Below are 13,936 nucleotides of genomic sequence, written 5' to 3'. Positions count from 1 at the left end.
ATTATGACTGATATAAATGAAAATACCGGTCATTTAGGCAACACATCCGGCGAGCCTGTAAGGGCAAGGGGGCGTAATGCCGACCGTAGGGAATATTGGGAAAGGGACAACAGGTCCTCTACAGAAGGTAACCTTGACGATGCAAGGCAAATGCACTCCAGAACTTTTAATGAAGATGAGAATACCTGGCGTGAAGAACGCAGGGCAAACGGAGATACAGACCGTAACTGGAATGAAAGTGATCAGATGCAGCGCAGCCCCGGCAGAGACATTGATGAGGAAAGAAGAACGCACGGACGTTATAATGATGACGAACAACATTATAATGATGACGAACAACATTATGACCACGACGACCGAAGAAACATCTAGGAGTTAGAGTAAGAATTTTTTTTGTGTGGGTTCCAACCCTAATTCTATGTAAGAAGCCTGCTTTAGAGCAGGCTTCTTTTATTTTATACCCTGTTATTATCGGGTTTCCAGTTTCTAACCGATTTCTTTATAGAATTTGGCGATAGGTTCTCGTCTATTGACCTTTGCAGTAAGGCGGGAAGCTCATCATCGGGAGCAAAACGAAGCGCAAAAAGCTGTCCTTTGCTAAGATTCTCTTCATAAGACTCCAGCCTGTTGCCCGTAATTGCATAATAACGGTAACGCAGTTCCAGTAAAACTATCCTGTCCTGCAGCGTTAAGGCATAATGTTGCCTTAGCATAAAGCTTACCAATGTAACCGATAAAAAAAGAAGGAACATAGATAGCCATATAAGCCAGTCTTCGTTATTAAAAGCATATCCTACACACATACCCATTAATAAAATCATTACAGGGTAAAACACAAAATGGTGCGGTGTGTAAAAACGTATGTGGTTTGTATAGTTCTGTTCTTTCATCATAATTATTTTATGTCGGTAATAAAGTTTGCTATTAGGGTAGCAAGCTTATCCTGACCTTCTTCTGATGTAAGGTAACCTCTGTCTTTTTCTGAAGTAATAAAGCCCATTTCAAAAACAAGCGCCGGAGCTTCTGCTTTTTTAAGCATATAGAAACCCGCTTCTTTAGTTACCACAGTATAATCTTTTCCTATTTTTTCGGTAAGCTGTTTTGCATACTGTGCTGACTGTTCTTTCTGGTCAGACTCCTTAGCTATAAAAATCTCCATTCCTGAAACGGTGTTTTCAGGATTTCTTGCAGCATTAAGGTGTAAAGATAAAACAAGATCGGGCTTAATTTTATTAATTTTCTCTACCCTTTCGTTTAAGTTCACGAATTCATCTCCTGTTCTTGTGAAATGTATTTTTACATCCTTGTTGTCTTTATTAAGTGCTTCAATCTTCTTAGCAATAATTGCAGCAATATCTTTCTCCATGTAATCATTATATACAGCTCCATAGTCTTTACCGCCGTGTGCGGCATCAATAACTACGTTAAATTCTTTTTTGCTGAAATTTGGTAATGCAAAAGCAAAACATATTAGTACTCCGATAGCGAAAAGATTTCTGATAAGGTGTTTTTTCATAATTAGCTGGTTTTGAGTTTATGTTTATACTAACACCACCAAAAATATATAAAAAAATGTGCGCTTTAACGTACAAAAATGACCTTTCATCGGATTCTTTGGCTTTTTTTTGACGTATCTATCAGTTTTTCCAGTCGGGATATCTGTGTTTTTTCCTGCTTGGCAGAAGTAACCCAGTGCTTCATAAGATTTTTATAATAAGGTGCCTGAGCATTAAAAAATTCCCAGGCAGCTTTGTGGGTTTTAAACAGTTTTTCCTGCTCTTTGGTAAACTCTGCAGGTGCTTTCCTTTCATGGGAATATATTTTAGTTTTACCCTCTTTCAGCTTTTCATAAGCTGCTATCCCCATAGGCTTGACCAAACCGGCTCCAAGGAGTTCTTCCATCTTTTTTACGTTTACCGCACTCCATATACTGGTTGGCCTTCGCGGAGTAAACCGTATGGAATAAGTTTCTTCATCAATAGTACGCCTAATGCCGTCTATCCAGCCAAAACATAATGCCTCATCTACCGATTGCGGCCATGTAATACTTGGCTTTCCGGTTCCTACTTTGTAAAAACCCACAAGCAGCTCGGGGGCTGTTTCATGATTCTCTTCTAACCATTCTCTAAAGTCGGCAGGAGTTTTAAAAAAGCGTGGTTTCATAGACAGTAATTAAGGAAGCAGTAAGGGGATAATTTCGTTCAGTTTTTTTATCTCATAAAAGTTATCGTGTTCAATTTCATGATCTATAAGCTCGTGTGCCCACGTAGTATGAAACGGAACATGGCAGGCATATCCGCCAATATTAAGCACCGGCAACACATCTGACCTTAACGAATTCCCTATCATAAAGAACTCGTGCGGCTCTATATCCAGCCTTTTTAAAAGCTTATTATAGTTAAGCTCTTTTTTATCAGCCATTACCTCTATGTGGTGAAAGTATTCCCCAAGGCCTGAATCGTGCAACTTACGCTGTTGGTCTTTAAGGTCGCCTTTTGTTGCCACGACCAGTTTATAATTACTATGAAGTGCCTTCAGGGTTTGTTCTACCCCCTCTAATAACACTATGGGCTTTTGCAGGAGCTCCTTACCCAGTTCCAGTATTTTATCGATATGTTTTATGCTTACTGTACCATCTGAAACCTCTATGGCTGTTTGTATCATGCTTAAGATATAGCTTTTTATGCCATAACCATACAGCGGAAGGTTTTCTATTTGGTGTTTAAAAAGTGCCTGAGACAGGCTTTGATGAGAAAGATAGTTTTCCATGAGTCCGCAAAATTTCTTTTCGGTCTCTTCAAAATAGGGTTCGTTTATAAAAAGGGTATCGTCGGCATCAAAGGCAATTACTTTTAAAGATTTCATGGCTTTACAAATGGTTTTCTACAAATTTAAAGATTTAGCTTAAACCTTACGGTGAATAATAAAGCCATTCTCAATTTTTTCGAAACCAACTTTTGGGTAATACTCCATAGCACCCGGTGCCGAAAGCAATAACAGGGCAACCTTATCCCCAAGCCTTTCCTGTGTAAGTTCTATAAGACGTTTGCCAATACCCAGGTTTTTATATTCTTCCCTTATGGCAAGATCTGAGAGATAACAGCAATAACAAAAATCTGTGACCGAACGTGCTACCCCTACCAGTCTATCTTCGTGGTAAACCGATACTATCAGGTTGGAATTGGCATACATGGTACCGATTCTTTCGGCATCCTCAACCGGACGTTTCAATCCGGCACTGGTATAAAGGTCTATAATATCAAGCGTATGTGGTACGGAGTTAATCCTGTAGTTAAGTTCCATTATATAGCTAAATAGTTTATCTAATCTGTACTAGCTCAAACAACCCCGGGTAATCCACTACAAAACCATCCTTATCTACCTCAATATCTGCCGTAAAGCCTTTCAGGTTATCAAAGCGGTAAAGCTGCTCATCCAACCTGGTATATTTTTGCCTTTCCCTCCTTGCTTCATTAGCCAGTATATCTACATAAATAAGGCTAATCTCTTTGCTCTCGCCTTTCAGTAAATGTAAATTATTTACCGGAAGCGTGTTTGTTAACGGAGTTAGCGATATATCAATATAGTTACAGCCTTCAAAGTAAAAGTGAGGCAGGTTCTTTTTGCATTTCCAGTGTTCGTTATCATCTAAACCTAAAGAATATTTATAAGTCTTATCAGCCACATTAGCCGATATTTCAAACGACCTTACTTCCCAGTTATTATTAAGTGTTAACCAGTATTCTGCATAAACAGGTTTTCTTTTAACCCAACCTTCAATTTCAGAATGTACCGAGATAGTGGTATCACGGTAATTTACGGCACAATGTTCGTCTGTGTCGTTTTTTATCCCCTTCCATAAAATACTCAACTGCATATCCTTGAAAATTAAAAGCGGTCTCAGCCACAGCCAAAACCGCATCTAATTTACTATTTTATCGGCAAATAATTATTAATAATCAGACATTTAACGCCTTGCCTTTAGTACACCCACCGTGCTGCCCGATTCGTTAACCAAAGCACCTCCGTTATCTATATATAAGTTGGTTTTATCATTATCGGTAAGCATCATTTTATACCCCGATCTGTTTGACCTCACGAGTCTGGCTACTAAATATACTTTATCCTTCTCCACCTGAACCAGGTTACCTTTTACCGTCAGGTAATATTTGCCCTTAGGGTCATGGCGAAAGTAAGCATCGCTGGCTATGTTCTTATCATACTGTGCACTTTGCTGTATTCTTTCTTCACGAGTTAGGTTTTTTTGTACTAACACCTGTTTAGGCTGGGCTACCTCTTTTGGCTTTTCGACAACCGCTACAGGTTTTGGCTTTTCGGGTTGGATTTGCACTACAGGCTGTGCAGCAACAACATTCCCGCCTGCCCTGTTCCATCCAGCCGCAATAGCAATAAGCCTGTCGCTTTTAGGAGGATGAGAATGCGACCCCTTAATGCTAGCTATGGTACCCATTACAGCCTGAGCATCGGCAAGAGTGGCTCCCAACCTGCCCAATACAAAACCGGAAAACTCATCGGCATCAAGTTCTGTTTGTGGTCTGCTGCCCACATTGTCCAGCGTATGCCCGTTAAGGTGATGCCCTATTTCGTGTGCCAGTATACTTATGGCTGCCCAGTCACTACCTGTTACCGAGTTGATGTTAGCCATAAACTTTGGGTTATATAATATGTAGCGTTTACCTTTTAAAATAACGGCAGCAGCATTAGGTACATTTGCAGCACGCAATTCAAAATTAGCCTTAAGGCCAATTACCGACATAATATTTTTTACTGCCGACTCTGCCGAGGCTTCAGGTTTATAGGCATGGATATCACCCGTAACAGCTTCTCCGTAATAACTGCACATTTGGGTATATTTTGCAGAAGCAAATACCTTTTGTGCATTAACTCCGGCCGTACTGCATAGGGCTAAACTTAATAGAAAGGCTTTTAAAATCTTCATTTGGCTTACGAGAATAAATTTGATATTTGGTTTTTTGTAACATAATACTAACGGAATAACGTAAAGGGTTAGTATACTTTTTAACACCCTTACTAACTATAACGTTATTTGTTAAATAACTGTTAACAGTAAATTTAAACAAACGTTTAATTTAAACAAACGTTTAACTTTGCAGAGAATTTTGAATTCTATATCATGACAGAATATAATGATAAGCAGTTAGAGATACTCAAAGCAGCAGAGATACTGTTTGCCAGCGAAGGCTTTGACGGCACTTCTATAAGAAGTATAGCTAAAGCTGCTAAGGTTAATATTGCAATGATCTCTTATTATTTCGGTTCAAAAGAAAAAATGCTGGAAGCTCTTATAATATACCGTACATCGGATATGAAAATGCAGCTTGACATTATTTCTAAGGAAAACCTTACTCCTTCCGAAAAAGTAGACCGCCTGATAGACCTTTACATTTCCCGCATCAATAAAAACAAGTGTATGTACCAGATACTGCACTTTGAACTTTCAACCAAAAAAAGGATAATGGATATGAAGGCTTTTACTGATGTAAAACGCCAGAATATGGAGGCTTTTACCAAGATTATTAATGAGGGACAGGAACAGGGAATATTTAGAAAAGATGTAAACATTAATCTTATACCCCCTACTATTATGGGTACACTGGTACACTTCCAGATGAACAGGCCTTTCTTCGAAGCTCATTTAGGAATTGCTACTGATGAAGCTTATGAAGATTATATAAAAAACGAATTAACAATTCACATTAAACAAACCATTAAAGCACTTTTAGTTTATGAAAACTAGATATTTACTGCTGGCCGGGGCGTTAATTTTTTCCGGCATTATCACAATGCAGGCTCAGGAAAAAAAGCCGCTTAACCTTGATGAGGCCATAGGCCTGGCAGTTACAAAAAGTAATGAGGCAACACTTGCCGACACTAAGGTTTCCACTTCAAAGTATGAAATGGAAAGCGTAAAGAATAATATTTATCCTGAAGTTAAACTTTCAGGGCAATACCAAAGGCTTACAAACCCAAACATAACACTTAAACTACCTACAGGTGATAGCGAAGATGGTCAAACCGCTTCGGGAACTCCAAAGGTAGACCAGCTTATGGTAGGTATGGCAACCGTAGGTATGCCTTTGTTTTCTGGCTTTAAGCTTAAAAACAGCATAGAGGCTTCTACCGATGCTTATAATGCAGAAAGCTTTAATGCAGCGCATACTAAAGAGCAGATAGCCATGCAAACCATAGTATTGTATGTTAACCTTTATAAAGCTCAGGAGTCTATAAGCCTGATTCAGGAGAACCTGAAAAGCGCTAACCAACGTGTTACCGACTTTACAGCTATGGAGCAAAATGGTATCATTGCCCGTAACGACCTGCTTAAATCACAGTTACAGGCATCTAACATTGAGCTTTCTCTTGAAGATGCTAAAAAAAGAGCTTCTACAATTAACTACCAGTTGGTAACATTACTAAAACTTCCTGAAGGAACTCAGATAGAACCAAACGGAGCTTATTTTGAAGAAGCTTCTGAATTAAACACTGCTGTTACAGAACAGGATGCCATAAGCCAGAGAAATGACCTTGAAGCTTTAAGATGGCAGCAAAAAGCCAGCGAAGCCAACATGAAAGTTGCTAAAGCTGACTACTACCCTACCGTAACACTTTTAGGTGGTTATGCTGCTATTGATATTAAAAACGTATTTCAGGTAACCAATGCTATGAACTTTGGTGTAGGTATTTCTTATGACCTTTCTAACCTGTTTAAAAACAACAAACATGTTAAAACAGCTGCCAGCCGTGCAGAAGCTACAAGACAGGAAGTGGAAATACTTACCGACAGGATTAAGGTTCAGGTACAGGATGCCCTTGAAAATTATAACCTTGCCATTAAACAAAACAGGGTTTATACAGAAGCCGTTGCTCAGGCAGACGAAAATTACCGTATTGTAAAAGATAAATATGATAACGGCCTTAGCGATACAAACGACCTTTTAGAGGCCGATGTACAACAGCTTCAGGCAAAACTTAATGAAACATTCTCTAAAGCAGATATTACACAGCGTTATTATGAACTGCTAAATGTTTCAGGAAAATTAACTAACTCATTCAATCTTACTCAAACAAAATAATCATCCATCATGGAAAAAAAGAAAACAAATAAAAAGTTCCTTTTTATACTTATAGCACTTGTAGCTGTTGGCGGAACTTATGGTACTTACAAATACCTTCACTCGTTAGCTCATGAAACTACTGATGATGCGCAGATAGAAAAAAACATGAGCCCTATTATACCTCGTGTTACAGGGTACATCACTAAAGTATATGTAAAAGACAACGATTTTGTAAAAAAAGGCGATACGCTTTTTGTTATAGATGATAAAGATTATGTAGTAAGGGTTGAAGAAGCTAAAGCTGCCCTTGCTGCTGCAGAAGGTAGTTATGCTGCCGCTAAAGCCGATGTAGGAAGTGCTGCTGCTAACGTATCGGTTTCTGAGGCTAATGTACAGTCTTCTAAGGGAAACATAGAGGCCGCTAAAGTTAGGCTTTGGAGAGCCACTAACGACTTTGAACGCTACGAAAACCTATATAAAAATCACTCCATAACTAAACAACAATTTGAGCAGGCGCAAGCCGCTAAGCAAGAGGCTGAAGCACAGTTAAACGTGTTACAGCAACAACAGGCAGCCAGCAACTACCAAAAAAATGCGATTATCTCAAAGTCGAATGTGTCCAACAAACAAACGGAAGTTGCTGCTGCTAATATTGAGAAGGCTAAAGCTGCTCTTGATGCTGCAAAACTTAATTTGGATTACACTGTAGTTACGGCTTCTGTAGACGGACAGGTTTCTACTATCGATTTACAGCCGGGACAGCTAGTAGCACCGGGACAGGCATTATTCTATGTAATAAACAATAATGAGACTTGGGTAGTAGCTAACTTTAAGGAAACCCAACTTAACAAAATGACGGAAGGCCAAAAAGTAGTTGTAAAAGTAGATGCATATCCTGATACCGAGTTTGAAGGTGTATTAACATCGTTCTCTCCTGCTACAGGATCCCGTTTCTCTTTACTTCCTCCGGATAATGCTACAGGTAACTTCGTTAAGACAGTACAAAGGCTTCCGGTAAAAATCAGCTTAACTGAAAATAACGATAAAGAAAAAGTAAAACTACTTCGTCCGGGTATGAACGTAGAAGTAGATGTACACATAAAATAATATGGCAGCAACAGTAACACAGGATGACAGCCTGGTAGAATATGGCTTTAGGCGGGTAATTATTACCATTACCGCGGTACTCTGTGCCCTGCTTGAAATTGTAGATACTACCATTGTAAACGTTGCATTAAACGAAATGCGCGGTACACTGGGTGCAACCCTTACCGACATTGCCTGGGTAATTACTGCCTATGCTATTGCTAACGTTATTATTATACCAATGACAAGCTGGCTGTCTCAGCAGTTTGGACGACGAAATTATTTTGCCGTGTCTATTATAGTATTTACCGTAGCTTCTTTTTTATGTGGTAATGCCACTAATATATGGGAGCTTGTATTCTTTAGGTTCATACAGGGTATGGGTGGTGGTGCCCTTTTGGTAACAGCACAAACCATTATTACCGAGAGTTACCCCGCCGAAAAAAGAGGTATGGCACAGGCCATATATGGTATGGGTGTAATTGTAGGTCCTACATTGGGTCCGCCATTGGGTGGCTATATTGTAGACCACGTTCACTGGGGATGGATATTTTACATTAACGTTCCGTTGGGTATTATCGCCACGTTACTTACACTTATGTATGTAAAAAGCCCTAAATATGGCGAAAAACTTAAACCCAGTCAGGTTGACTGGTGGGGTATTGTTTTTCTGGCCTCGTTTATCGGTTCTTTACAGTATGTATTGGAACACGGGCAGCAGGATGACTGGTTTGCCGACCCTACCATTATAATGCTGAGCATTATAACCGTTTTTGGTCTACTCGCATTTATTTGGCGGGAAATGACCTATCAATACCCTATTGTAAACCTCAGCGTCCTCAAGGACAGTAACCTGCGAATAGGTACTATTATGTGTTTTATACTCGGTTTTGGTTTGTATGGTTCAACATTTATCGTCCCTATATATACACAGTCTGTTTTAGGATGGACGGCTTTTGAAACGGGATTACTGCTAATTCCAAGTTCATTAACAACAGCCTTTATGATGCCTATAATAGGTAGATTAATACAAAAAGGAGTACCGCAAACCTATATGGTTGCCGTTGGTTTCCTTGTATTCTTCTTCTTTACCTTCTGGATGCATAACATCATAACCAATGATACGGGATCAGAACATATGTTCTGGCCACTTATTATGCGAGGTATGGGACTTGGACTACTGTTTGTACCTATTACCACTCTGTCACTTTCTACCCTTAAAGGTAAAGGAATTGGTGAAGGGGCAGCATTTACAGGTATGATGCGTCAGTTAGGTGGTTCTTTTGGTATTGCCATCATTACCACTTTTATTTCAAGGTTTAGCCAACAGCACAGGGTAGATTTAATATCTCACCTTGATAAAGCAAGTTTTGCGGTACAGCAACGTGTAGAGCAGCTAAAACATGGCTTTATGGCAAAAGGCTTTTCTGCAAGCGAATCGTTAGCTAAAGCACATCAGGTACTTGACATTAATGTAAACAGACAGGCAACTATACTATCGTATATGGATGTATTTATGTACCTGGGTATACTATTCTTATTATGTATACCGTTTATACTGCTTGTTAAACGCGGAAAAGGTAAAGTAGATATGAGTGAGGCAATGCACTAAATTGTTTTGGTTATTTAATATCGCAACATTAGGCTTTTGCCAAAGTGTTCAAACAAAAAACTCCGAAGGCAACTTCGGAGTTTTTTATGTTTTATAAGTTTCTATCTTGTAAAAACCAGCTTATTGCCTTTAGATAATTTGGCGTCAAATTTATAACCTTCATAATCAAAACCCTTTAATCCGTTAAGGGAGCGTATATTATGGTCTATTATATAACGTACCATCATACCCCTCGCTTTCTTGGCAAAAAAGCTTATCATTTTAAGTTTACCGTCTTTATAGTCCTTAAACTCAGGAGTAATTACAGGCACCTTTAAAGCCTTTGTATCTACAGCGTCAAAGTATTCCTTACTGGCAAGGTTTACAAACAGTTCGCCGTCCTTAAGCTCATCATTTAAGGCTTGGGTAACCGTTTTTTTCCAAAACTCATATAGATTCTTATTTCCATCCACTGATAGCTGAGTACCCATTTCAAGTCGGTAAGGTTGTATTAGGTCTAACGGTTTTAATACGCCATAAAGTCCCGAAAGTATCCTTAGGCTATCCTGCAGCTTATTAAGTTTTGTTGTTGGTATGGTATAGGCATCAAGCCCCACATATACATCCCCGTTAAAGGCATACATTGCGGGACGCGCATTTTTAGTGGTAAACGGTGTTTTCCATTCCTGGTTGCGCTGCCAGTTAAGTTCGGCAAGTTTATCGCTTATGTCCATAAGCTTGCTTAGTTGCGACGGCGATTTTTCTTTAAGTGTTTTATGAATAACCTCACTTTGCTCTAAAAAGGCAGGTTGTGAATTTTTTCTTGTAGGTAATTTTGTTTCAAAATCAAGCGACTTTGCAGGAGATATAACGATCTTCATATACTAATTTGTTATGTTTCAAAGTTAATGATTGTAACATTATCGGCAAAACATATACGAATACTATAAATAAGGAGTTTTCTTATTTAACCATTAACCAACTAAAATAAAATGACAGACTACATTATCAGGACGGAGCACCTTACTTTTCACTATTCCAAAAACCGAAAAGCCCTGGACAATGTTTCCTTAAATGTTCCTAAAGGTTCTATCTATGGTTTTTTGGGTCCTAACGGAGCCGGAAAATCGACAACCATGCGATTATTAACAGGTATACTACCGCAACAGAATAATTCCATTTACTTATTTGGGGAACCGTTGCATAAAGAGCTTCCCGCTTCCTTTAAAAAAATAGGTGCGCTGGTAGAAAGCCCGGCACTGTATCTTCACCTTAGCGGATATGACAACCTTAAATACATTGCAAAACTGCGCGATGTACCCGAAGGCAGGATTAATGAGGTACTGGAACTTGTAGACCTGCAAAGGGATGGTAAAAGAAAAGCAAAAACTTATTCCCTTGGAATGAAACAGCGCCTTGCCATTGCCATTGCCCTACTGGACGAGCCGGAGCTGCTTTTACTGGATGAGCCTGTTAACGGCCTTGATCCTAACGGTATTCAAGACATAAGAAGACTGCTGGTAAAACTTAACAGGGAAAAAGGGATTACCATTTTTGTATCGAGCCACCTTCTTGCCGAAATCGAGAAAATGTGTACCCATGTTGGTATTGTGAGTAAAGGTAAAATACAGTTTGAAGGTACTATGGAAGAACTTTCCAAAAAATCCGGTCTGTGCAAAATACGTATAACCATAAATGATGCACCGCGTTGGCATGAACAGTTGGTAAAAGACAATCCTACTGTTTTACTGGAAAACAATTCTCAGCTTTCACTGGAACTGGCAAACCGCGAAGAAATTCCGGGCTTTACAAAAAACCTTGTAAACAATGGTGCCGAAGTCTATGAGATAAAAATCCTGGACGGTCTTGAAGAATGGTTCATGGCACTTGTAAACTAATATTAACCTTACCAACAACTATATATAATGCAAACTTTTTTAACTGCCTTAAAGGCAGAACATCTTAAAAGAAAAGGGACGGGTGTATATTTAACCTCTATAATAATTGCCGCGATTATCCCAATAATTTATGCTATTATAACTATTATTGAAAATAGAAATATAAAACCGGGACTACCTTATAATTATTTTACCCATACACTTGATGCAATTGTTGAAGCTTTTGCCGGATTCTTTTTTCCGCTTATCATCATAATTTCTGCCAGTAGGCTTACGCAACTGGATCATAAAAATGGTGGATGGCAGCTTATGGAAACACAACCAATTAAAAAGCTGTCAATATACTTCTCAAAGTTTTCCATATTACTTATAACCAATCTAATTGCAATAGCCACTTATATAGTAGTAACTTTTATAAGTAGTTACATAATGTATTCGTTCCTTGATACACCGGATACAGTTTCATTCTCTTTTGAGTTTTCTCACGTATTCTGGCTGGTAATAAGGCTCTTCCTTGCATCACTTGCAATTAGTGCACTGCAATATGTTATTTGTGTATTACTGCCCAGTTTTATATGGCCTATTTTAATAGGTGTTGCCATTATTTTAGGATATCTTATTGCTGTAAACTTTATGGTATTCCCGGCATGGTACCCTATGGAAATGTTATATCAGGTAAGCCGTAATCCTGAAGGAAGCCAGTTAGGTTACTGGATTACATATTCTGAATGTGTTTCTGTTATTTGCAGTCTGTTATTACTTTACATTGGTTTTGAATGGTACAAACACAAAAACTTTGTAAGGGCTTTTGCAGGCAGCGGAGGGCGCACGGGCAAACTTGCAGGCGTGGTTATTATTTTAGGAGGGCTTTTATGGTATACTCTAATCCCAAATGTTATGGAGCCATACGGTAAGACAGTTATTGCAGGAGAATTTGAAAGTGAAAATAATTTTGACACCTTGTATCTGACAGATAATTTTGTAAATGATACCATAGCTGCAATACCAGTAAAAGACAACAAATTCAGCTATCATATAGATAAAAACCTGCCACTGGATATTTATGCTCTTAAACTATCTAGTGAATTAAAAGCAGATTTAGTAATAGGCAATAAGGATAGTGTATATATTAAAATTAAAGCAAATAAAGTTGCTGCAGTTGCTGAATACAGAGGTACAAGACTGGCAGAAAATCAATATAAAAAAGAAAAATATACCTTATGGAGTAATGTAGCATACATGCTTCAAAATAACAGTGATCTTGACAAACCAGACTATTTTATTCGTGAACTGGTTAAGGAGTGGAAAGGTGAAATTGAAGGATCTGACAACTTTAAAACTGCAGATAATTATATCACACGTGAAGATTACCGCCTGCAGGAAGAAAGGCTTATTACTATAAAATACCTGACTTACTGGAACTCTTATTTAAAAAAACGTATAGCTTTATATCCTGATCAGCAAACTGTAGGTAATGAAGATATTAAAGCAATGATGGCAAAAGTTCCGCTGAATGATGAAGGACTATTAAGCGATCAGGATTACTTCAGTTACCTGAAAAACCAGATAATAGCCGAAAATAAGGAGGAACTTGATGAAAACACTAAGACCTTACAGGGTATTGAAAAACTTGACAAAGGTACTTTTAGGGATAAAATGCTTTACTGGCAAATGGGAGAAAGCCTGCAACAGGCATCTACCACTACCGAAAGGGACAGCCTTATGGCTAAATATTCCCCTCTGTTTACAGATGGCAGGTATGCTAAATTATTGACTTCTAAAGTAAACCTTTATAAAACCCTTGAAAAAGGAAATAAAGCACCTTTGTTTGATGGTGTAAGCAACGATAAGAAAAATTACACTCTGGATGATTTTAAAGGTAAATATGTGGCTATAGATGTGTGGGCAACATGGTGCAGACCATGCAGGGAACAAAGTCCTAAATTTGAACGATTTGCTTTTAAATATAAAAATGAGCAAATTCAGTTTATTGCCCTAAGCGTAGACAGGCGTATAGATGATTGGTATGTGGATGTAAACCAAAAATCTAAAAGTGTATTACAGCTACATGCAAATGATGTTAACAAGTTTATGAAGGAATATAACGTACAGGGTATACCACGTTTTATTCTTATTGATCCTGACGGAAACTTTGTAAACTCTGAATTACCTTATCCTTCGGAGGCAAACTTTGAAAAAATGCTTAGGGACGCCCTTAACTTAGGAGAAGAAAAATAATTTTATCTTTGCCCTAAACAGTCCCC

15 protein-coding genes are annotated in these 13,936 nt (G+C 38.5%); 7 read left to right on the top strand and 8 right to left on the bottom strand.

Annotated elements, in window-relative coordinates:
• The first annotated feature begins 3 nt into the window (after positions 1-3).
• Complete coding sequence (locus NU09_RS16425) at positions 4-372, top strand: hypothetical protein (RefSeq protein ID WP_129752401.1); 369 nt, start codon at positions 4-6, stop codon at positions 370-372.
• Positions 373-455: 83 nt separating this feature from the next.
• Here the strand turns inward: NU09_RS16425 and NU09_RS16420 are convergent, their stop codons facing one another.
• From NU09_RS16420 to NU09_RS16390, 7 genes are all read right to left on the bottom strand, one after another.
• Positions 456-893 (bottom strand): DUF6526 family protein, encoded by a 438-nt coding sequence (locus NU09_RS16420; RefSeq protein ID WP_242501895.1) that lies wholly within the window; start codon positions 891-893, stop codon positions 456-458.
• Positions 894-895: 2 nt separating this feature from the next.
• The gene (locus NU09_RS16415; protein WP_129752400.1) at positions 896-1,516 is read right to left on the bottom strand and encodes an N-acetylmuramoyl-L-alanine amidase; all 621 of its coding nucleotides are present in this window, start codon (positions 1,514-1,516) and stop codon (positions 896-898) included.
• Between the two features lie 86 nt (positions 1,517-1,602).
• A complete protein-coding gene (locus NU09_RS16410) occupies positions 1,603-2,163 on the bottom strand; it encodes a YdeI/OmpD-associated family protein (RefSeq protein WP_129752399.1) in 561 nt (186 codons plus the stop codon).
• Positions 2,164-2,172: 9 nt separating this feature from the next.
• The gene (locus NU09_RS16405; protein ID WP_129752398.1) at positions 2,173-2,865 is read right to left on the bottom strand and encodes an HAD family hydrolase; all 693 of its coding nucleotides are present in this window, start codon (positions 2,863-2,865) and stop codon (positions 2,173-2,175) included.
• Positions 2,866-2,904: 39 nt separating this feature from the next.
• The gene (locus tag NU09_RS16400; protein WP_129752397.1) at positions 2,905-3,303 is read right to left on the bottom strand and encodes a GNAT family N-acetyltransferase; all 399 of its coding nucleotides are present in this window, start codon (positions 3,301-3,303) and stop codon (positions 2,905-2,907) included.
• A gap of 16 nt (positions 3,304-3,319) precedes the next feature.
• A complete protein-coding gene (locus tag NU09_RS16395; RefSeq protein WP_165357710.1) occupies positions 3,320-3,877 on the bottom strand; it encodes a putative glycolipid-binding domain-containing protein in 558 nt (185 codons plus the stop codon).
• A 90-nt stretch (positions 3,878-3,967) separates the two neighbouring features.
• The gene (locus NU09_RS16390; protein ID WP_129752395.1) at positions 3,968-4,960 is read right to left on the bottom strand and encodes a hypothetical protein; all 993 of its coding nucleotides are present in this window, start codon (positions 4,958-4,960) and stop codon (positions 3,968-3,970) included.
• A 195-nt stretch (positions 4,961-5,155) separates the two neighbouring features.
• Here NU09_RS16390 and NU09_RS16385 point away from each other — a divergent pair, with 195 nt between their 5' ends.
• From NU09_RS16385 to NU09_RS16370, 4 genes are read left to right on the top strand one after another with little or no spacing between them, the layout of a single operon-like run.
• A complete protein-coding gene (locus tag NU09_RS16385) occupies positions 5,156-5,779 on the top strand; it encodes a TetR/AcrR family transcriptional regulator (protein ID WP_129752394.1) in 624 nt (207 codons plus the stop codon).
• Positions 5,769-7,115: a TolC family protein gene (locus NU09_RS16380; RefSeq protein ID WP_129752393.1), complete on the top strand. Its 1,347-nt coding sequence runs from the start codon at positions 5,769-5,771 to the stop codon at positions 7,113-7,115. Before NU09_RS16385 ends, NU09_RS16380 begins: the two co-directional genes overlap by 11 nt.
• Positions 7,116-7,124: 9 nt before the next feature.
• Complete coding sequence (locus NU09_RS16375) at positions 7,125-8,204, top strand: HlyD family secretion protein (RefSeq protein WP_129752392.1); 1,080 nt, start codon at positions 7,125-7,127, stop codon at positions 8,202-8,204.
• Between the two features lies 1 nt (position 8,205).
• The gene (locus NU09_RS16370) at positions 8,206-9,795 is read left to right on the top strand and encodes a DHA2 family efflux MFS transporter permease subunit (protein WP_129752391.1); all 1,590 of its coding nucleotides are present in this window, start codon (positions 8,206-8,208) and stop codon (positions 9,793-9,795) included.
• A 101-nt stretch (positions 9,796-9,896) separates the two neighbouring features.
• Here NU09_RS16370 and yaaA read toward each other — a convergent pair whose 3' ends face one another.
• Positions 9,897-10,655 (bottom strand): peroxide stress protein YaaA, encoded by a 759-nt coding sequence (gene yaaA, locus NU09_RS16365; protein ID WP_129752390.1) that lies wholly within the window; start codon positions 10,653-10,655, stop codon positions 9,897-9,899.
• Between the two features lie 111 nt (positions 10,656-10,766).
• Between yaaA and NU09_RS16360 the strand changes: the two genes are divergently transcribed.
• Both NU09_RS16360 and NU09_RS16355 read left to right on the top strand, forming a co-directional pair.
• Positions 10,767-11,672 carry an ABC transporter ATP-binding protein gene (locus tag NU09_RS16360; protein ID WP_129752389.1) on the top strand — a complete coding sequence of 302 codons (906 nt, stop codon included), beginning with the start codon at positions 10,767-10,769 and terminating at the stop codon, positions 11,670-11,672.
• 27 nt (positions 11,673-11,699) lie between these two features.
• On the top strand, positions 11,700-13,910 hold the full coding sequence (locus NU09_RS16355) for a thioredoxin-like domain-containing protein (protein WP_129752388.1): 2,211 nt from the start codon (positions 11,700-11,702) through the stop codon (positions 13,908-13,910).
• Positions 13,911-13,936 lie beyond the last annotated feature (26 nt).

It is taken from the genome of Flavobacterium beibuense (genome assembly GCF_004151245.1).
Lineage (GTDB): Bacteria > Bacteroidota > Bacteroidia > Flavobacteriales > Flavobacteriaceae > Flavobacterium > Flavobacterium beibuense_A.
Note: the sequence above shows the minus strand (reverse complement) of the source record. Positions and strands in the feature narration are given on the sequence as shown.